Source organism: Rhizobium sp. SG_E_25_P2 (assembly GCF_029892285.1).
In the GTDB taxonomy this organism is placed as follows: Bacteria; Pseudomonadota; Alphaproteobacteria; order Rhizobiales; family Rhizobiaceae; genus Rhizobium_E.
On sequence record NZ_JARXVM010000005.1, the window covers coordinates 137,392 to 157,095 of the forward strand.

A 19,704-nucleotide genomic window follows, 5' to 3' on the forward strand; every position below is an offset into this window, starting at 1 on the left:
GGAGGGGTCATTTCCCCTCCCATGCCTCCGGGATCCGGCCGCGTTCGACGATGTAGAAGCCGTTCGACGAAATCTCACGCCATGACCCGGCCTCGCCATTGGGCCAGATGACGCGAACGCCGACTTTATCGAGCGCACCGACGCCGAAATGGATCCAGCCCAATGTTCCGCCGGCATGGCCGCCGCCGATGGTGATCTCGCGGCGAATGATGCGATCGCCGAGTTTCACTTCCACCCAAGCGCCGATGCCTTCGCGGTTTGGCCCGTCCTGCCGCAGTTGCAGTTCGATGAAGCGTCCGGCGTCCTTGGTCGTGTTGCGCCAGATCTCGGCATTCTCCCAGCGATTGACAACGACAAGATCCACGAGCCCGTCGAGGTTGAAGTCCGCCAAGGCCGCTCCGCGCGACGTCTTCATGCTGTCGACGCCCGCCTTGTCGCCCATCTCGGCGAATTTGCCGTCCGGCTGCTGGACGAGAAGATTGTTGGGATCCTTGATGGCGAAGTCCGGCATGGTCGAGACATTGCCCTTGGCGATGAACAGATCGACCCGGCCGTCATTGTTGACGTCCTGGAAATCGGTGTGCCAGGCGGTCGAGGGCTTCCATTCGCCGCCGGTATAGGGGCGATGCGCGGTCGCGCCCTTGGCGAAGGCGATGTCCGCATAACCGGGCTTCGGCTTGCCTTCCTTGGGGATAGTCGCCAGCGCCTGCAGCTTGTTGTCAGCCATGCTGGTCAGGAAATATTCCGGATAGCCGTCGGAATCGAGATCGTAGCCGGCGATGCCCATGCCCCAGATGCGCAGATATTTCCAACCTTCGTCCTGGGTGTAGAGCTTGGGCGGCTGTCCCGGCGGGATCTTCCACATCTGCTCCTGGCCGCCCTTGTAATATTCGCGGTCGTTGGAGACGCGCAACGAAGGCGTTCCCGACCGGTTCCAGTCGGTGAACAGGATGGAGAGCGGGCAGAAACTCGGCTTCAGCGGCAGGGGTTTTGCAAAGCGCTTGCCGTCGCCTTCCGGCCGGATCAGCCAGTTATCGGTGCAGGTGCCCCAGGGGTAAGTGTCCTCGTTGCGGTCGACATAGGCGCCAAGCGCCAGCGTCGGCCATTGCAGGCCTCGTTCCCAGGTGGCGGAGAAGGACGTCCACCAGGCGTCGCCGCCTGTGAAGCCCCAGGCCTCGTTGGCGCGTTCGAACTTGCAGCCGCCGAGACCCTTGAGCGCCAGGCTTTCGCCGACGCGGAGCACGACGAGATCCTTGATCCCGTCGCCATCGATATCGATCGGATAGGCGCCCGTCGTCGCGGCGAATTCCGCCCCGCTTTTGGTTACTTCGAATTTGAGCTCGCCGCCGCGCTTCGACCTGTTGACGAAGAGCTTGGAGGCGCCGTCGCCGCCGGCGAGCCAGAGATCCTCGAAGCCGTCGTCATTGCAATCGAAGCTCGCTGCCCCGCCGCCAACCATATATTGCCAGTCGCCGGCATAGACATGGGCGACGCCAGCACTTTTCGTTTCGTCCTCGAAACGCGGCGCGACGCTCTCCGCCCCGGCATGGGCCGAGAGCGGCGCAAACATGCCCGCGAGCGCCAAAGTGAAAGCCAGCCGTCTCATGCTCCTGTCCGCGTCTTGAGCTTCACCGCATAGGCGCCGATGCATTCGCCCTGTTGAAGCCCACGGTCGATGGCGGCGCGGAAATGGATGCCGCCATAGAGCCGGGAAATCGCCGCTTCCTCAGCCGCCGCCGTGAAGCTTGTGAAGTGACGCACCGGCAGATTGTCCGCCTCATGGGTATGATCGTCGAAAGCGTAGTTGTCGCCGAACACCGCCGTGAGCGCCACGGCCGCCGCCCCCGATTGCGTGCTGTGGCCGCTCGGATATTCCGGGAAGGGCGGTGTGATCAGGATCGGTTCCCATTTGGGATCGATGACGCGCTTGATATAGGTGACCGGACGCACGAGATCGTGCTTGAACTTGGCGTCCCAGCAGCCGATGAAGCCGTCGGCCACCGCAACGCCCAATCGCACCAAGGCGTCCGCCGTCTTTTCGATGCCAGCATCCTCCTTCTTGAGAATGCTGAGCGCGATAAACAGCCAGTGGCCCGGAGGCGTCGGCGACAGCATGGGATCGTCGGACCAGAAGCGGGCGATGATCCGCTGCTCCGGCGTCAGCGTGTTGACCGTGTCATAGACTTCCTTGGCTTCCTTGTAGAAATCACTGTCGGGCGTTTCGCCATAGGCGATCGCGGGCGGCAGCGGGCAGGTCGCGCCGGATGGCATGGCGAAGGGGCGATTGTTGCCCCAATCCGGCAAAAGCGGCATTTGTTGCTGGGCGATCTTGCTCGTTGGAACCCAATGGGAGGGGCCAGGCGTCAGCTTGTACTCGCGCGGAAAGCCCATATTTTCAACCAGTGCGCCGCCATCGTCCTGCGACCAGGCGAAAATATGCTGGGCGACCGCGACGCCATAGGCTTCACTGCGCTTGGAAACGTCATCCGGCACGCCCGTCGACACTTTGGCGTGCATCTTCTTGCCCATATTGGCGAGCGCGCGCTGGCCGGTGGGGCCCGTTCTGTCGAAGAAATTCTGTGCTGCAAAATTCATCGCCGCATTCAGCGCGATCGACTCGTCATAGACGGCGCCAGCTTCTCGCTTAGGCGTTGCGGTCAGGCCGTTCAATTGGCCGGCAAGCGAGACCATGTCGCTTTTGCCGCTGGCGGTGACTTCATAGATGGTCACGCCGATATAGGCGAAGGACCGGCTCGCCACGGGCGGCGAGTAGTTGGGCGTGTGGCGGACAAGCTCAAGGATCAGTTTGTACCAGTCCTGAACGACATCTTCCGGCGCTTTGACCGCAGCGTGGGCAATGGACAGATTGGCGACGAAAATTCCCGCCAGAAAAACAACGGTCCAAAGCCGAACCGCGCGCAATATCTCTTTCATGAACTCCCCCGAGCTTATCTCCGTCTCTCCCAAGACGGTTTCAAACGATTAAGCACAGAGGCAAGGTTGTCCGCAAGAGGCGCTTGGCCGAAGAGTAAATTGTACAATCAGGCTGCAGAGAGGAGAGGCGCGCGATGCTTGCCGCGCGCCCCGGCAATCGTGATCAGAGTTTGAAGGGAGCGTCGAACACGCCCTTGACCTTCACGCCGAGATCGAAGGTGAAACCGGCCTTGGGATCGGCGGCCTTTTCCTCCGCCGACATGCCTTCACGGGCGGAGGTCACCAGCAGGCGGTCGGCGTCCGCGCCGATAAAGGCGGGGCAGGTGGTCTGGGTCGCGGGAACCTTGTAGATTGCGACGACGTCACCCGCCGGGCTGTAGCGGCGCACTTCGCCGACGCCCCAGCGCGTATTCCAGACATAGCCTTCGGCGTCGCAGACCGATCCGTCGATGCCGCCATCTACGCCGGCCTCGTCGGAGAACACTTCGGCCTCGCCGACAGGCAGGCCGGTCAGCGCATCAAGCGCCACGCGCATATAGCGGTTCTCCATCGTGTCGACCCAGTAGCCGATGGTTCCGTCCGGCGAGAAGCAGATCCCGTTCGGGATCGACACGCCCTCGAACAGCGTCGTCACCGTGCTGCCCGCGACATGGTAGATCTTGCCCGCGCCCTTGCGGCCTTCGCCGGTCTTGGTCATGGTTCCGAACCACAGCGAACCCGACGGATGGGTGCGGCCGTCATTCGAGCGCATATGCGGCTGATCGTTCTCGATCGGCGTGACCAAAGACAGCGCGCCCGTCGCCTTCTCGCGAATATAGAGACCGTTTTCGGACACGATCAACTGCCGCTCGTCGTCAATGCGCGCCAGCACGCTCGCCATGAACGGCAGCTTGTGGATCGCGAGCTCGTTGGTGTCGAGCGACAATTCATGCAGCTCGCAATCGAGGATCGAGAACCAATAGGCGGTGTTGGTGTTCGGATCAAAGGTCGGGCCTTCACCGAGATGCGCCGAAGTCGCAGACAGAACGCTGCCCTGGAAGTCGTGGGTGTCAGTCATGGATCAGGCTCCGAATACGCGGCGATAGGCGTCGATCGTGGTGTTGGCGCGGCGGGCGATATCGGCGGCGTCCATGCCTTCCTTATAGATGCTGGAGCCCAGACCGAAGGCCTTGATGCCGATCTTGGCGTATTCGCCGAAATTCTCGTCGGACACGCCGCCGACAGCCGCGAGCAGCAGATCCTTCGGCAGCACCGCCTTGATGGCGTTGATGCCCGTCGCGCCGAGCACGCCGGCGGGGAAGAATTTGAGGCCGGTTGCGCCGACCTTGGCGGCCGCCAGCGCTTCCGTGGGGGTGAAGACGCCAGGAAGCGTCACCATGCCCTTGGAGACCGCGCGGCCGAGCACGGCTACATCGACATTCGGGCTGACGAACAGTCGGCCGCCAGCGTCTTCCAGGCGGTCGACGTCTTCTTCGGTCAGCACGGTTCCTGCGCCGATCAGCGCGTCGGCCGGCGCCATCTTGGCGGCGATCTCGATGGAGCGGAAGGGCTCCGGCGAATTCAGCGGAATTTCGATGGCGCGGAAGCCGGCGTTCAAGAGGGCTTCGATCGCCGCCGGCGTCTCAGCCGGGGTCAGGCCGCGCAGGATCGCGACCAGCGGATATTTCATGTCTGGAAAGGGAATACGGCTCATCACGCTTCTTTCTTAAAAGGACCATAGGCTGCGGGCCGCCTGGTTCAGGCCGGCGCGCACCGCCTCGTCGGCGTCCATGGTCGAAAATTGCAGGCCGACCCTGTGAAAGGCCGCCTCATAAAGGCCCCTGAGCTTGCCGGATACGACGAGCACCACGGGCGTGTCCTTCGGCGCCGATTTGAGTGCGCCCGCAAGTTCAAGGCCGAGCATCGTGCCCGACAGCGTGGCCTCTGCCTCGAAATTGGTCAGCGAGAACAGAAGACCGCGCGCCCTCACAGAGAACAGACGGTTGGCGGTCAGTTCCGGTTCCTTGAAGGCCGCATGCACGGCGTTCACGAAAGCGGGGTTTGCTCCGTCGAAACCGGGCGAATCCTTGATGGCGTGCTGCAGGATCGTGTGCTGCGAAATCGCCTGAAACAATTCGCCCGTCATGAAGGTGGCGAAGCCCAGCACCTCGCCCTTGACCACCCGCACCCATTTGGAATGGGTGCCTGGCATGGCGACCAGGCAATCGCTGTTCTTGATCTTTTGCGCGCAGCCCAGCAATTGCGTCTCTTCACCGCGCATCACATCGGCGGCGTGCGGGTCGCGCTGGGCGAGGCCCGGAAGAATGCGGATGTCGCGGGCCTGGCCTTCGACCCGGATCGCGCCGTCGGCTATGTCGGCAAGCCGCGCCGGCGCATCGAGATAACCGGCCTCGACCCAGCCCTGCTTGGCGCCGGCCATGCCGCAGACAATGACGGGAATATCCGCCGGCGCCTGCACATGGTCGAGATGCTTGGCGAGCACTTCGGCAAAACCCGTCTCCCGGGCTGTGGTCATGCCTTCACCCGAGCGGCTTTCGCCGATCACGACGTCGTTTTCGCCGATCAGCCACAGGCGGAAACTCGACGTGCCCCAGTCGACCGCTGCGAATTGCGGTTTCACCATCAGAAATAGCCTCCATCGACGATCAAGGATTGCGCGGTGATCGCCCGCGCGCTGTCTGACGCCAGAAACAGGCATGGTCCGACCATGTCTTCGGCGGTCAGGGAAAATTTCAGGCATTGCCGCTCGCGATGGGCGGCTTCGGCCTCGTCGGAAATCCACATTTCCTTTTGCCGTTCTGTCAGCACCATGCCGGGAAGGATGGCGTTGACGCGAACATTGTCCTTGCCGAACTGGCCGGCCAGCGCCTTGGTCATGCCAATCATACCGGATTTCGCCGTCAGATACACCGGAAGATCCGGAAGGTTCATCATGAAGGCGATCGAGGAGAAATTGACGATAGCCCCACGGTTGGACGCCTTCAAGGCAGGCAGGCAGCTTTGCGAGATAAAGAAGGCGGCGCGCAGATTGACCGCCATGTTGCGGTCCCAATAGGCTTCGGTCACCACCTCGGTGTCGTGTCGGTCGTCCCAGCCGACATTGTTGACGAGCACATCCAGGCCGCCCAATGCGGCGATCAGATCTGCGACAGCGGCGCGCGTCGCCTCGACATCCGCCACGTCGGCGCGGCGGAACAGGGGCTTGGTCGATGACGGCGAGCAAGCGATCACGTTCTCGGCGCCGTCAGCGTCGATATCGATAAATCCGACCTTGGCTCCCTGCCGCGCGAATCCGGCGACGAGCGCCGCGCCGATGCCGGATGCGCCGCCGGTGATCAGCACGCGGGCGGACCGCAAATCCTCAAACTGCGCGGATGGCGAGACCACGGGACTACCTTTCCTCGTTCTGGACATCGGGAGCCGGCGCCGATCAATGGCTCTGGCTCGCGCCGAGTGGTATATTCCGTAAGCACAGGAGGGAAAACCCCTCCCTGGAAAAATCATACTTAAGGAAAGTCGCAGATTTTGTGGTCTGGAGCCGCTGCTTTGCGCATTTTTGCGACAATATTCACAGGCGGCAAAAAGCCGACGCTTGATCTTTTTTGGGTTCGGCGGGTTCATTATCTGTTATGTAAACGATTGCGGAGCGAATCATGAGGTGGCAATGAGCCATTTTTCAGATGTCGCCTGGCGTAATATCATTTTAGGGCAGTCTTGCGTGAACGCATCTGCTCTGCGAACCAATTGATAATCCGGCTTTGCTTGGCGGCGTAAAACCTGACCATGGAACGATGTGATAGACTGAGACATGCTTGATCGACAGACTGTAAAGCCGGTGAACCATGAAGCTCTGATCTCGGAGTTGGCTGCCCTGTCGACCCAGTTCGACATTCTTCGATTCCTGAAAAAGACCACTGAAATGTTTGCTGCGCGCGCCTTCATGGTGCTCAGGATGCCCTCGTCGACGGCCGTGGCGTTACAGTCGGCGTCGGTGATCACCAGTTGGCCTTCCGAATTAATCGCCAAATATGACGCGGAAGGGCTGATGGCCGATAGCCCCGCTCTCCAACACATCAGGACGTCAACCGTGCCGTTCTCCTACGACATCCACGTCATCAACGATCAGCGGCGTGATGGAAAGATGGAGCGGGCCATCGAACTTTTCGAGCAGTATGGCCTGCTTCGCGGTGCCTATTTCCCGGTTTGTGACGCTGGCGGCGATCGCGGCGCGGTCGGCTATTCCGGCGAGCGCGAACCCTTCACGAATCAGGAAATGCTGCAACTGCATATGATATCCACCTGCGTGTTCGATCGCCTCTACCAGTTGGCGCGGAAAGATCGCAAAGGTGGCGAGGATCTTACCCAGCGTGAAATCGATTGCCTGACTTGGACTGCGGCCGGGAAGACGAGCATGGAAATCTCCAACATCCTCAATCTGTCGGAACATACGGTCAACCACTACCTCAACCGGGCGACCAAGAAGCTCGACACCGTCAATCGCACGCAGGCTGTCGCCAAGTCGCTCAGGATGGGCATCATTTCCTGATCCTGACGCCCTTGGAATTCTACCGGAATCAATAGCTTTTTCCGCATTTATACCCCATTTGGGGGATGACGTTACGCAAGCTGCAGTTTAATTTCGCTGCACGAATATGCGTCGCGATCGCGGTCGTGCGCCGAGACGCACGCACATTTGCGCCGACCTTATGGTTCCATGGCGAAACCCCTCCCAGACCTATCCTGGGACGCCATGTGGAGTAACCCGCCCGCGCCCTGCCGGGCGGGTTCTTTCTTGGGCGCCTAAAATTTCGTCTAATCTGGTGGTTTTTTGCTTCATATGGAGCGTGCAGTTTGCACATCGCGTTTCGTTGCTGCGCCAGAAGGCCGCATCAACGGGCTGTCGGAGGCGTTTCAGTGTCTGGCACAATTCCTGCATCGCTATTCCCAGGTCCAGAGGGGACTAAAAAAGCATCCGAAACAGGATGCGCGAAGGCAAGCCGCCTTCCATGCCGCCGCATCGCGCGACGCCGGCATGGAAGGCGGAACTTGTTTGATACCCATCAACAAACAAAAATAGTCTGCCGCGCTGGGTTGGCGCGCCCGAAGGCTTCCACTATCTACAGGCCACAGCGAGTGAGGGGCCAGTGATGAGTGAAGTGACGAGCAAAGATGTCCTGGAACGGCTCAAGACCGTGCGCGGACCTGACATGACGGGCAACATCGTCGATCTCGGCATGGTTTCGGAAGTGTTTATTTCGGACGGCAAGGCCTATTTCTCCATCACCGTGCGATCCGACAAGGCCAAGGATTTGGAGCCGCTTCGCCTTGCCGCCGAGCGCGTCGTCAAGGACATGCCCGGCATGAAGGGCGCGTTCGCCGCATTGACGGCGGATAAAAAGGCGGGAGCCGCGCCGCCGCGTCCACAGGCGGCGCCCGCGCAGGGCCATGCCCATCCTCATCCTCCCCGCGGCGCGGCCCCCAAGCAGACGATTCCCGGCGTCAAGCGCATGATCGCCGTCGCATCCGGCAAGGGCGGCGTCGGAAAGTCCACGACGTCGGTCAACATCGCGCTGGGTCTTCAGGCGCTCGAATATAAAGTCGGTCTGCTCGACGCCGATATTTACGGTCCGTCCGTGCCGCGGCTGTTGGGGATTTCGGGTCGCCCCCAGCAGATCGACGGCCGGCTGATCAAGCCGATGGAGAATTACGGCCTCAAGGCGATGTCGATGGGCTTCCTGGTCGACGAAGAGGTCGCGATGATCTGGCGTGGACCGATGATCCAGTCGGCGCTCTTGCAGATGTTGCGCGAAGTCGCCTGGGGTGATCTCGACGTGCTGGTGATCGACATGCCGCCCGGCACAGGCGATGTGCAGCTGACGCTGGCGCAACAGGCGCCGCTATCAGGGGCGATCATCGTCTCTACCCCCCAGGATCTGGCGCTGTTGGACGCACGCAAGGCCATCAACATGTTCAAGAAGGTGGAAGTGCCCTTGCTCGGCCTGATCGAGAATATGAGCCACTTCATCTGCCCCAATTGCGGAACCTCGCACGACATATTCGGCCATGGCGGCGCTCGCGCCGAGGCGGAAAAGATCGGCTCTCCCTTCCTGGGAGAGGTGCCGCTGGCCTTGACGATCCGCGAGACATCCGATGCCGGTGCGCCCGTCGTTGTCAGCGAGCCTGACGGCCCGCATGCCCGGGTCTATCGGGAAATCGCCGGCAGAATTGCCGAGAGGTTGTTTGGCGACGAGCCGCTTTCCCGCGCCGCGCCCGCCATCGTTTTCGAGTGACAGCGCGCCTGACCCAATAGCAGGCCGACGCCCCTGCCGGGGCGCCGGTCCGTTCTATCTTGATTACAGACGCGTTTTGCGCGATACCAGCCTCGTTGAACCTGCGCTGGCTTTGGCCGCGTGACGACTATTGACCATTTCGCAGGCGCGCGGGGCGAATGCGACCAATGCCATCGGGGCGCGGAATGACCTTGTCCGGAGCTTATTGCTCATGATCATTGCTTACCGTTCGAACGGTGAGTCGATGATGCTGCCGGTGGACCAGCAATTGCAGACTCTTCCAGCCGATGTCATTTGGCTAGACCTCGCCCATCCGACACGCGAGGAAGATCACTATGCGCAGCATTTGACCGGCATAGAGGTTCCGACCCGCGAGGATCTGCGCGACATCGAACCATCAAGCCGTCTTTATTCCGAGGGCAGGGCGCATTACATGACCGCGTCCTTGCTCTGTCACGCGGATACGGCGACGCCGAAACTGGCGGATATCGCCTTCGTGTTGACAGACCGTCATCTGGTGACCGTCCGCTACGACGAACCGAAATCCTTCAAGCTCTATGCTGCTGCGCTGGGGCGTTCGACAAACGTCCCCTCCGCGCCGCATGTCACGCTGGTCAAGTTGATGGAGACGATTTCCGACCGGACGGCGGAAATTCTCGAACAGGCGGAAATGAAGGGCGAAGCGCTGCTGCTCGCGATTTTCGGTGACGGAAACGAACCGGTGAAGCGTCGACCGCCGCGGTTCCTGGAGAATCTTCTCTCGTCGATCGGGCATCATCACCGACTGATCTCGAAGGCCCGCGACAGTATGGCGTCGCTGTCGCGTCTGATGAGCTTCCTGACCAGCGTCCAGACCGTGCAGTCGGACGCCGAGGCCAAGGCTGTCTGCCTTTCCGTGACCCGCGATCTGCAGACATTGTCCGAGCATGCGGCTTTCATTTCGTCAAACACCACATTCCTGCTTGACGCCTCGCTCGGCCTGATCAATGTCGAGCAGAACGCCATCATCAAGATTTTCTCGATCGCCTCGGTGGTGCTTTTGCCGCCGACATTGGTCGCCTCCATCTATGGCATGAATTTTCGGTTCATGCCCGAACTCGAATGGACATGGGGATACCCCGCCGCGATCGTGATGATGATCGTCTCGGCCGTCATTCCCTTCTTCTTCTTTCGTTGGAAAGGCTGGCTCTAAGCCGGAAACTGACAATGTCGGACACAAATTTGCATTCGGGCGGCCATTCAGGCCCTATGTCCCAAAAGAAGCTGCTGGCGCTGGCCCTTGGCTCGGTCGGCGTGGTCTATGGCGACATCGGCACCTCGCCGCTCTACGCTTTTCGCGAATCGCTGCGCCCCGTCTCTGGCGACGGCGTCGATCGCATTGAAATCATCGGCCTGATCTCGTTGTTCATCTGGGCGCTGACCATCATCGTCACGTTGAAATATGTCGTTTTTCTGTTGAAAGCGGACAATGACGGCGAGGGCGGAACGCTGTCGCTTCTTTCGCTGGTCACCAAGGCGGTGTCAGAGCGTCGGGCGGGCGTTCTCCTCCTGATCGGCATCGTTGGGGCTGCGCTGTTTTTGGGCGACGCGATGATCACGCCCGCGCTGTCGGTCCTGTCTGCCGTCGAGGGTCTGAAATTCGTCACCCCGGCGCTGAATCCCTATGTGGTGCCGATTTCGGTGGTGATCCTGATCCTGCTGTTTGCCGTTCAGTCGCGCGGCACGGGCGCGGTATCCGCCTTTTTTGGCCCGATCACCGCCTTCTGGTTTCTCACGCTTGGCGGCATCGGCGTTTACCACATTTTCGACGATCTCAGTATCCTCGCAGCCTTCAATCCCTATTATGGCGTCTGGTTTCTCACCAATAGCGGCATGGTGGGCTTTATCGTTCTCGGTTCCGTCTTTCTGGCGGTCACGGGCGCAGAAGCGCTTTACGCCGATCTCGGCCATTTCGGCCGCGCGCCGATCCGGCTCGCCTGGTTCGGATTGATCTTTCCGGCGCTCACGCTCAATTATCTTGGACAGGGCGCCTATGTGCTGCAGCATCCCGAAGGACTATCCGATCCGTTCTTTCTGATGTTTCCGGAATATCTGCGGCTGCCCGCTGTCATTCTCGCGACTGTCGCCACCATCATCGCCAGCCAGGCGGTGATCACCGGCGCTTTCTCACTGGCGCGGCAGGCGATCCATCTCGGCTTCCTGCCGCGCATGGAGATCTATCATACGTCGGACACCAATACGGGCCAGATCTATCTGCCGGCGGTCAACACCATCCTGATGTTCGGCGTCATGGCGCTGGTGTTGATGTTCAAGTCGTCGGAATCGCTGGCGGTCGCCTATGGCATCGCCGTGACCGGCGACATGGTGGTGTCCACAATCCTGCTCTACAACTTCGTCCGCGGTTTCTGGAAATGGTCGCGTCTTCGCGCCATCAGCATTATCGCGCCCTTGTTGTGCATCGAATCGGTGTTCCTGGGCTCCAACCTCACCAAACTGCATCACGGCGGCTATGTGCCGGTGCTGATCGCCGCCTGTTTCGTGGTGATCATGTGGACCTGGCGGCGCGGCACCAAGATCCTGTTCGAAAAGACCCGGCGTACGCATATACCACTCGGGACATTCGTGAAGTCGCTTGAAAAGAAGAGCGAGCATGGTCCGATCGAAGTTCCGGGCACCGCGATCTTCCTGACTTCGGACCCGACCTCGACGCCTGCGGCGCTTCTGCACAATCTCAAGCACAATCATGTGCTGCACAGCCAGAACATCATTCTGACGATCAAGACGCAGAACCGGCCGCGCGTGCCGATCGAGGAGCGCGGACGAATCGAGCGTATTTCGGAACATTTCCAATTGCTGGAACTGAGCTTCGGTTTCCAGGAGACGCAGAACGTCTCCCAGGCGCTCGCGCATCTGAGAAAGACCGGACTGAAATTCGACATCATGTCGACGTCCTTCTATCTCGGTCGGCGGAAACTGATCCCGGACGCCAATTCCGGCATGCCCTCCTGGCAGGATCGGCTGTTCATAGCGCTCGCCAGCGCCGCGACCGATCCGTCGGATTATTTCCGGTTGCCGGCCAACCGCGTCGTGGAACTGGGCGCGCATGTGACCGTATAGCCGAACAAGCGGCTGGCATGGCTCTTGATCAAGCGGGCGGCTTTGGGCCGCCCGTTTACGTATTAGCGCCCTCTAACGCCTCGCAAAGGCCACAAATCCCGGGATTAACCAAACATCAAGGTTAATAGCGCATTGTTTGGCCGATGAATTCCAGTTCCTGTGGAGTAGCGTTCACGTGTTGAAGCGTTTCTTGGCCGCGCGTCGCCCGCGCACCTCGTCCGATTGGGCTGCCCCCGGTGTTTTCGCGCTTGCCGGCTTGCTCATTTTCCCCAGTGTCGCCGCAGAGGCTGATGTGACCGGGCTGGTGTCCGCTCCAGCCGGCGCCGCTGCCTGGCGCAGCTATATGACGCCGATCGGCGCTGGCTCCATCCAAAACGCTGAAATCGTCTTCAAGGAATCGGGCGCCAAAGGTTACGATCCCGCAAATCGCGGGCTGGTGCTGGCCGGCGGCCAGAAGGTTGCGTTGTCGGCGGATAAGCGCGAGCAGCCGGAGACGCCGGACGAGGCGCGGGTGACCCGCAGCCTGAAGAAAGGCCGGGTGCTGGCGTCGGAACGCGTGCGGCCGCCGCAAGGATTCTCCGCCGGCAGCATTCTCGATCGACAGGCGCATCTGTTGGCCCCGGAATTGACCGAGGAGCGTGTGACGATGTTCCAGAAGCCAGCGCTCAAGGGCAAGGAAATCGAAATCGCCCTGGCCTTTCACGCCGTGCGTCCACGGCTGCACGATGACGCCGCGTCGTCTATGCTTGCGAGCCTGATCACCAATGAAAAGGGCGATAGTCTCGCCAGCGCCTACGCCAATCCCGAGCCTGACTACGCCGAACAATCGCCATTCGATTCCATTCTCGTAAAGCCCAATGCCGACCGTTTCGTGCCGGATGTCGGCAAGGAGGCGCATGGCTGGGCCGCCAATGTCCTGCCTGCCTCGGTTTTCAGCGAGAAGGAACAGAAGTGCCTGGCCGAAGCCATTTATTTCGAGGCGATCACCGAGCCGCTGAAGGGACAGGCGGCGGTGGCGCAGGTTGTGCTCAACCGGGTGCGCAATCCATCATTCCCAAATACGATCTGCGGCGTGGTCTACCAGAATGAAGATTGGCGCAATCGCTGCCAGTTTTCCTTTGCCTGCGATCGAATTCCTGACGTCATCTGGTCGCGCGCCCGCTTTGACGCCGCCAAGCAAGTTGCGCTCGCCGTGACCGCCGGCAAGATTTATCTCAAAAGCGTTGGCGATTCGACCCACTACCACGCCGTCTATGTTCGACCCAATTGGGCGCGGACCATGAAGCGAGTCAGCCGCATTGGACTGCACATTTTCTACCGAACCTATGGCGGTGGCTGGGTCTAATCGGCCCATCCGGAGGCGCAATGCCGCACGGTGTGGCGTTAAAAGCCCGTTTATACACCGTAATCCATTGAAATCGTTGATTAAAAATACATGAACGACCATCGACGCCTCGCCTTGACTCCGAAAAGGGTCGAAACTATGGTGCACGCGGCTTGAGGGCGGGGGTCTCCAACACGGGAATTTGCCTATTTTCTGCCTTGCACGGGCGGTTTGGCTGGGTTAAGGCCCGGACCGCGAGGAGGCGAAAATGGAAACCGACCGCCAGGATAGTCTGGAAGAACGCATGGAAAAGCTCCGCAAGGAGTTATGTCAAGCGGAAGGCAATCCCGAGGGGGGTGTGAGAGCGGCCAGTGAAAATGACCGGAAAGGTTATTCACAGGCGCTGAAGATTTCCTCGGAATTCATTGCGGCCGTTATCGTCGGCGCGATGCTCGGCTATCTTCTGGACATGGTTCTGCCCATCAAGCCATGGGGGTTGATCATTTTTCTGCTCCTTGGATTTTGCGCGGGCATCCTTAATGTCCTCAGAGTGGTGGGCGTGGTAACCGCGCCGCATCCGGTGGACAGGATCGGGGAAGCCCGCAATACGGACAAAAGGCCGAAGCCCTGAGGCGCGGCCGTGATGAAAACGAGAGAGAAGACACGTGGCGACCAGTGAAAAGGTAGACCCGATCCATCAGTTCCATATTGTCCCGCTGTGGGAGAATGTGGCTGGCACCGGCTTTCATTTTACCAATTCTGCTCTGTTCATGGTGCTGACCGTCGTCGTTGCGACGCTGTTCTTCGTCTGGGCGTCCGCGCCCCGCGCCATCGTTCCGGGCCGCCTGCAGTCGATCGCCGAACTCGCCTATGAGTTCGTGGCGAAGATGCTAAAGGACTCGACCGGCAAGGAAGGGATGAAGTTCTTCCCCTTCGTTTTCTCGCTGTTCCTGTTCGTGCTGGTGTCGAACCTGTTCGGCATGGTGCCCGGCTTCTTCACCGTCGGCAGCCAGATCATCGTCACCTTCGCGCTCGCGCTTCTGGTGATCCTGGTCGTGGTTCTCTATGGCGTTTACAAGCATGGTCTTCACTTTTTTGGCCTGTTCGTTCCGTCGGGCGTTCCGATGCTGATCGTTCCGCTGGTCACCACGATTGAGGTCGTGTCCTTCCTGTCGCGTCCTGTCAGCCTTTCGGTTCGTCTTTTCGCGAACCTGCTCGCCGGCCACATCACGCTCAAGGTTTTTGCCGGCTTCGTCGTCTCGCTCGGCGTGCTTGGCCCGATTGGCGTCGTTGGCGCGATCCTGCCGCTGCTGATGACCATCGGCCTCACCGGTCTCGAATTCCTGGTCGCCTTCCTGCAGGCCTATGTGTTTGCGGTTCTGACCTGCATGTATCTCAACGACGCGGTTCATCCGGGCCATTAAGGTCGTGAGTAGAGTTCGGCGTCGGTTGACTCTGACCGGCGCTCCTGATTAACAGCCACCAAACGAAAACACTGAAGGAGTTCTACAATGGAAGCTGAAGCAGCAAAGTACATCGGCGCCGGTATCGCTTGCCTCGGAATGGGCGGCGCGGCCCTCGGCCTCGGCAACATTTTCGGCAACTATCTTGCCGGCGCGCTTCGCAATCCGTCTGCAGCTGATGGCCAGTTCGGCCGTCTGATCTTCGGCTTCGCCGTGACGGAAGCTCTGGGCATCTTCTCGCTGCTCGTCGCTCTTCTCGCTCTCTTCGGCTGATCGGCGCTTCAAAAACCATCGGGCCATGGCGTTCGGCCGTGGCCCGTTTTTTGATACCGTATCCTTGCCCTGGAGGAAGGAATGTTTGTGACGACAGCCTATGTTCTGTCCGCCACGGCGGTAGAAGGGGCAGTGCAGTCGACGGAAGCCGAAGTGCACACCGAAACCGGTGTTCCGCACGACGCCGGCCACGCCGATGTATTCCCTCCCTTCGACGCCACCCAATATCCATCGCAGCTGCTGTGGCTGGCGATTACTTTCGGCGCCTTCTATTTCCTGGTGTCGAAGCTGATTTCTCCTCGCATTGGCTCGATCATCGAGACCCGTGAAGCCCGTATTGCCGGCGACCTTGCCGAAGCAAAGCGGATGAAGGACGAAGCCGACGCCGCCGTCGCCAGATATGAGCAGGAACTCGCTGCGGCCCGCGCCAAGGCGCAGGGCATTGCGGCGGAAGCCCGTGAGGTCGCCAAGGCAGAGTCGGACGCCGAGCGCCGTCAGCTCGAAGCCGACCTTGCCAAGAAGATTTCGGAAGCAGAAACCAGCATCACCGCCATCAAGACAGCGGCTCTGGGTGAAGTATCAAGCGTGGCGCAGGACGCCGCGTCCGAGATCGTTTCCCGGCTCACCGGCGTGTCTGTCAACCCTGGCGAAGCCGCTGACGCGGTCAACGCCGTGAAAGGCTGAGGAGGCTCGTGATGGATGCAACTATGTGGGCGCAGATCTGGGCGCAAGTCGCGCTCCTGATCTTCCTCGGGGTCATCATCTACCTCAAGGTTCCCGGCATGGTCACCCGCGCGCTCGATTCGCGCGCGGAAAAGATCGCTGCCGAGCTGAATTCCGCCAAGAAGCTGCGCGACGAAGCGCAGGCTTTGCTGGCCGAATATCAGAAGAAGCGCGCGGCCGCTGAAGCGGAGGCCGCCGAAATCGTCGCCGCCGCCAAGCGGGAAGCCGATGCGCTGGCCGCAGAAGCCAAGCAGAAGACCGACGACTATGTGGCGCGCCGGACGCAGATGTCTGAACAGAAGATCAAGCAGGCGGAAGCCGAAGCTGTGGCCGCTGTTCGTTCCGCCGCTGTCGACCTCGCGGTTGCCGCAGCCGAAAAGCTGATTGCGGGCAAGACGGATGCGTCGCTTTCCAACGCGTTGTTCAATGATGCGCTGGGCGAGGTGAAGACGCGGCTCAACTGAGCCCTCTTCATGATACCGATTGAAGAACCCGCCGCGAGGCGGGTTTTTTCATGCCGCTGTCTGGACATGGCGCATAGTTACGGCTTGACCGAAATCTCGCGATAGAGCCGGAGCACATGCGACTCCTCCGGCCAGCGTTCGGAGAAGATCAGCCGATCCAGCGGCATGCGGTCGCGCCACCCTTTGGATTCAAGCTCGGGCTTGCGGTAGAGTTCCGCGACACGGCCGACACAGAGATAGGCGACGATTTCCACGCCGTCTGGAATGCCGAGCAGATCTGCGAGGCGGCGATGATCGAATATGCTGACCCAGCCGACGCCGACGCCCTCCGCCCGCGCCGCGAGCCAGAAATTCTGTACTGCGCAGACGGTGGAATAGAGATCCATATCGGGGTGATGCGTGCGTCCGAGAACGAATTCTCCTCCGCGCTTGCGATCGCAGGTGATGCAGATATTCAGCGGAGCCTTGAGAATTCCTTCAAGCTTCAATGCGCGGTATCGGCGCTTGACGTCGCCTTCCAGCCGGTCGGCCGCTTCGTTGTTGGCCGCTTCGAAAAGCGCGTGCACGGCGCGTCGATTGGCCTCTTGCTCAATGAGGATGAAGTTCCACGGCTGCGACAATCCCACCGATGGGGCGGCATGCGCAGCCGCTAGCAAGCGAAGGATGAGGTCAGCGTCGAGCGCGTCCGGCAGGAATTCATTGCGCACGTCGCGGCGTGTATGAATAGCGCGGTAGACAGCGTCTCTTTCGGAGTCGGAAAATGGACCCGCGACCGTCATGTCGCGATGGGTGGCGCCGAGCATATAACCCCCTGCGTCTGGCGATCCCGATGCGCCGTCCTCGCGCACCGGGCTATGATGTTCGGCCGGTCTTCTGGCTCAGGTTCAACTGCCGCTTCGCCTTCCCGGTTTCCCAGTGGCGTATTGAAGCGGCATCCCCCTTACAGCGCTGGGCGCGCGCCGGCCTTGCACCGACTTCCCGATTCTCCCGCGCAAACGGGCTCCGAACAGCGACCATCTAGCCGACTGCCGGGGACGGATGCAATACGGCTTGCGACACGGTTTAGTCCTTCCGCAACGGGCGAAAGCTCATCCGGTGGAGAGGGCAGGGCCCGAGTGTTTCGATCGCGACCCGGTGCTGGGCCGTCGCATAGCCGGAATGTTTCTCAAACCCATATCCGGGATAGGCAACCGAGGCTTCCGTCATCATCAGGTCGCGGGTGACTTTGGCGACGATCGAGGCTGCAGCTATGGTGACGGACCGGCCGTCGCCCTTGACGAACGCCTTGGCCGGGCACGGAAGACCTGGCGGCACGTCGCGCCCATCGATGATGGCGAAGTCAGGCGCTCGCGCCAGCGACAATGCCGCGCGCCGCATCGCTTCTAGGCTCGCTTTGCGGATATCGCTCAGATCGATGCCGCGGGCGCTGACGGAGGCGATGGCGACATCGGCAGACGCCAGGATCTCCGCGTAGAGACGCTCGCGTTCGGATAGGGAAAGCTGTTTGGAGTCGTTTAGACCCATGGGAATGCGGCTGGGATCCAGAATGACGGCGCAGGCGACAACGGGTCCGGCCAGAGGGCCTCGTCCGACCTCATCGAGCCCGACAACCCGCCTATGGCCGTCGCGCATCAGCGCGGCCTCGATCGAGAAGGTCGGGCCAGGGGATTCAAAGAAGAAGGGTAGGGAATCGGCGGGACGCGTCATGCGGGGTATGTGACATATCCCGCCGATTCCCCGCAAGTCCCGGATCGAGGGCGGCGGTCCGGGTCGCTCGCGGACGTCCTCCGTCGTTGCGGTTCGACGGAGGGCGCTGTACGACGCAAGGCAAGGTTTCAGGGACATGCCATGCCTTGCGTGCGATGTTGTCAGAGCAGGCTCAATTGCACTCCGTGGCCGGAAGGCGGCACAAAAAGGTCGGTGTTCAATTGCATGCCGCGCCGCTTGAGGTCGTGCTTCTTTGCGGCAAGCTCGAACCGCCGGTGCAATTGCCAGGCATAGGGACCAGCGCCCTTCATCCGTTTGCCGAATTCTGCGTCGTAATCCTTGCCGCCGCGCATGGAGCGAACGAGATTCATCACATGCCGATACCGGTCAGGGTAGTTCCGCAGCAGCCAATCGCGAAACAGCGGACTCACTTCGAAAGGCAGGCGCAACAGGATGTAATTCGCTTCCTTGGCCCCAGCGGCCGCGGCGGCGTCAAGAATGCGCTCGAGTTCGTGATCATTGAGCGCGGGGATCATCGGCGCGGCCATCACGGCTGTCGGCACGCCAGCCTCTGCGAGCGTCCTGATCGCCTCCAGCCGCCGCGCCGGGGTCGATGCCCGCGGCTCCATCAACCGGGCCAGCTTGCGATCAAGCGTCGTCACCGACAGCGCCACTTTCGCAAGGCCCTTCTCGGCCATCTTGGCCAGCAGATCGACATCGCGCATCACCAGCGCGGATTTGGTCACGATAGAGACCGGGTGGTTGGCGGTGGCCAGCACTTCGAGGATCTGCCGCATGATGCGCCATTCTTTTTCGATCGGCTGATAGGGATCGGTGTTGGTGCCGATGGCGATCGTTTTGGGCTTGTATCCGGGCTTCGACAGTTCCCGCTCCAACTGCCGCGCCGCGTCTGGCTTGGCGAATAGCTTGGTTTCGAAATCGAGGCCCGCCGACAATCCCATGAAATCATGGCTTGGTCGCGCAAAACAATAGACACAGCCATGCTCGCAACCGCGATAGGGGTTGATCGATCGGTCGAACGGCACATCCGGGCTGTCATTGCGGGTGATGATGCTGCGCGCCTTCTCGACCTGGACTTCCGTGCGAAAAGGCTCCAGGCTTTCGAGCGTCTGCCAGCCATCGTCCAACGCCTCGCGTTCCGTCGGCTCGAACCGCCCTGCCGGGTTCAAGGCAACGCCGCGTCCGCGACGACGATCGACGTCGATCCTCAGACCGCTCTCCTGGAGCAGTCCGTCGGCAAGCTCCGCCGTATTGGCAGGCTGGAATGCAGCCTGCCGCGAAAGGGACAGATTGATCATTGGGCTTCTCCGAAGCGGCTCGAACCAACCGCCTGATGACAATTTTCCTATCCTGAAAAAGAGAACAATGCAAGAACAAAATGCGGCTGG

Annotated in this window: 19 protein-coding genes and 1 riboswitch; of the genes, 10 read left to right on the forward strand and 9 right to left on the reverse strand. The window is 60.8% G+C overall.

Annotated features, from left to right (window positions below; translation table 11 throughout):
- Window positions 1–7 precede the first annotated feature (7 nt).
- The 6 genes from M2360_RS09490 to M2360_RS09515 form a co-directional block, all read right to left on the reverse strand.
- Window positions 8–1,606 (reverse strand): CRTAC1 family protein, encoded by a 1,599-nt coding sequence (locus M2360_RS09490; RefSeq protein ID WP_280774724.1) that lies wholly within the window; start codon window positions 1,604–1,606, stop codon window positions 8–10.
- Complete coding sequence (locus M2360_RS09495) at window positions 1,603–2,934, reverse strand: vanadium-dependent haloperoxidase (protein ID WP_280774725.1); 1,332 nt, start codon at window positions 2,932–2,934, stop codon at window positions 1,603–1,605. The genes M2360_RS09490 and M2360_RS09495 overlap by 4 nt, the downstream gene beginning before the upstream one ends.
- Window positions 2,935–3,097: 163 nt before the next feature.
- Window positions 3,098–3,991, reverse strand: a complete 894-nt coding sequence (locus M2360_RS09500) for an SMP-30/gluconolactonase/LRE family protein (RefSeq protein WP_280774726.1) — start codon at window positions 3,989–3,991, stop codon at window positions 3,098–3,100.
- 3 nt (window positions 3,992–3,994) lie between these two features.
- The gene (locus tag M2360_RS09505) at window positions 3,995–4,627 is read right to left on the reverse strand and encodes a 2-dehydro-3-deoxy-6-phosphogalactonate aldolase (RefSeq protein ID WP_280774727.1); all 633 of its coding nucleotides are present in this window, start codon (window positions 4,625–4,627) and stop codon (window positions 3,995–3,997) included.
- A gap of 12 nt (window positions 4,628–4,639) precedes the next feature.
- On the reverse strand, window positions 4,640–5,557 hold the full coding sequence (locus M2360_RS09510) for a 2-dehydro-3-deoxygalactonokinase (RefSeq protein WP_280774728.1): 918 nt from the start codon (window positions 5,555–5,557) through the stop codon (window positions 4,640–4,642).
- Window positions 5,557–6,321: an SDR family oxidoreductase gene (locus tag M2360_RS09515; protein ID WP_280774729.1), complete on the reverse strand. Its 765-nt coding sequence runs from the start codon at window positions 6,319–6,321 to the stop codon at window positions 5,557–5,559. The genes M2360_RS09510 and M2360_RS09515 overlap by 1 nt, the downstream gene beginning before the upstream one ends.
- A gap of 421 nt (window positions 6,322–6,742) precedes the next feature.
- Here M2360_RS09515 and M2360_RS09520 point away from each other — a divergent pair, with 421 nt between their 5' ends.
- From M2360_RS09520 to M2360_RS09565, 10 genes are all read left to right on the forward strand, one after another.
- A complete protein-coding gene (locus tag M2360_RS09520) occupies window positions 6,743–7,480 on the forward strand; it encodes an autoinducer binding domain-containing protein (RefSeq protein ID WP_280774730.1) in 738 nt (245 codons plus the stop codon).
- A 601-nt stretch (window positions 7,481–8,081) separates the two neighbouring features.
- Entirely contained in the window at window positions 8,082–9,224 is a 1,143-nt protein-coding gene (gene apbC / locus M2360_RS09525; protein WP_280774731.1) for an iron-sulfur cluster carrier protein ApbC, read from the forward strand.
- A gap of 211 nt (window positions 9,225–9,435) precedes the next feature.
- Window positions 9,436–10,416 (forward strand): magnesium transporter CorA family protein, encoded by a 981-nt coding sequence (locus M2360_RS09530; RefSeq protein ID WP_280774732.1) that lies wholly within the window; start codon window positions 9,436–9,438, stop codon window positions 10,414–10,416.
- Between the two features lie 56 nt (window positions 10,417–10,472).
- Window positions 10,473–12,341, forward strand: coding sequence for a potassium transporter Kup (locus tag M2360_RS09535; protein ID WP_280774930.1), 1,869 nt, complete (start codon window positions 10,473–10,475; stop codon window positions 12,339–12,341).
- Between the two features lie 190 nt (window positions 12,342–12,531).
- Window positions 12,532–13,686, forward strand: coding sequence for a cell wall hydrolase (locus tag M2360_RS09540; protein ID WP_280774733.1), 1,155 nt, complete (start codon window positions 12,532–12,534; stop codon window positions 13,684–13,686).
- Between the two features lie 247 nt (window positions 13,687–13,933).
- Window positions 13,934–14,296 carry an AtpZ/AtpI family protein gene (locus M2360_RS09545; protein ID WP_280774734.1) on the forward strand — a complete coding sequence of 121 codons (363 nt, stop codon included), beginning with the start codon at window positions 13,934–13,936 and terminating at the stop codon, window positions 14,294–14,296.
- Between the two features lie 34 nt (window positions 14,297–14,330).
- The gene (locus M2360_RS09550) at window positions 14,331–15,089 is read left to right on the forward strand and encodes a F0F1 ATP synthase subunit A (RefSeq protein ID WP_280774735.1); all 759 of its coding nucleotides are present in this window, start codon (window positions 14,331–14,333) and stop codon (window positions 15,087–15,089) included.
- A gap of 87 nt (window positions 15,090–15,176) precedes the next feature.
- Window positions 15,177–15,401: a F0F1 ATP synthase subunit C gene (locus tag M2360_RS09555; protein WP_137156613.1), complete on the forward strand. Its 225-nt coding sequence runs from the start codon at window positions 15,177–15,179 to the stop codon at window positions 15,399–15,401.
- 81 nt (window positions 15,402–15,482) lie between these two features.
- Window positions 15,483–16,085, forward strand: coding sequence for a F0F1 ATP synthase subunit B (locus tag M2360_RS09560; protein ID WP_280774736.1), 603 nt, complete (start codon window positions 15,483–15,485; stop codon window positions 16,083–16,085).
- An 11-nt stretch (window positions 16,086–16,096) separates the two neighbouring features.
- Window positions 16,097–16,588, forward strand: a complete 492-nt coding sequence (locus M2360_RS09565; RefSeq protein WP_280774737.1) for a F0F1 ATP synthase subunit B — start codon at window positions 16,097–16,099, stop codon at window positions 16,586–16,588.
- A 77-nt stretch (window positions 16,589–16,665) separates the two neighbouring features.
- Here M2360_RS09565 and bluB read toward each other — a convergent pair whose 3' ends face one another.
- The 3 genes from bluB to M2360_RS09580 form a co-directional block, all read right to left on the reverse strand.
- Window positions 16,666–17,391 carry a 5,6-dimethylbenzimidazole synthase gene (gene bluB, locus M2360_RS09570; RefSeq protein WP_280774739.1) on the reverse strand — a complete coding sequence of 242 codons (726 nt, stop codon included), beginning with the start codon at window positions 17,389–17,391 and terminating at the stop codon, window positions 16,666–16,668.
- Window positions 17,392–17,433: 42 nt separating this feature from the next.
- Window positions 17,434–17,610: riboswitch (cobalamin riboswitch) on the reverse strand.
- 40 nt (window positions 17,611–17,650) lie between these two features.
- The gene (locus M2360_RS09575; RefSeq protein ID WP_280774741.1) at window positions 17,651–18,295 is read right to left on the reverse strand and encodes a ribonuclease HII; all 645 of its coding nucleotides are present in this window, start codon (window positions 18,293–18,295) and stop codon (window positions 17,651–17,653) included.
- A gap of 161 nt (window positions 18,296–18,456) precedes the next feature.
- On the reverse strand, window positions 18,457–19,614 hold the full coding sequence (locus M2360_RS09580) for a PA0069 family radical SAM protein (protein ID WP_280774742.1): 1,158 nt from the start codon (window positions 19,612–19,614) through the stop codon (window positions 18,457–18,459).
- Between the last annotated feature and the right edge of the window lie 90 nt (window positions 19,615–19,704).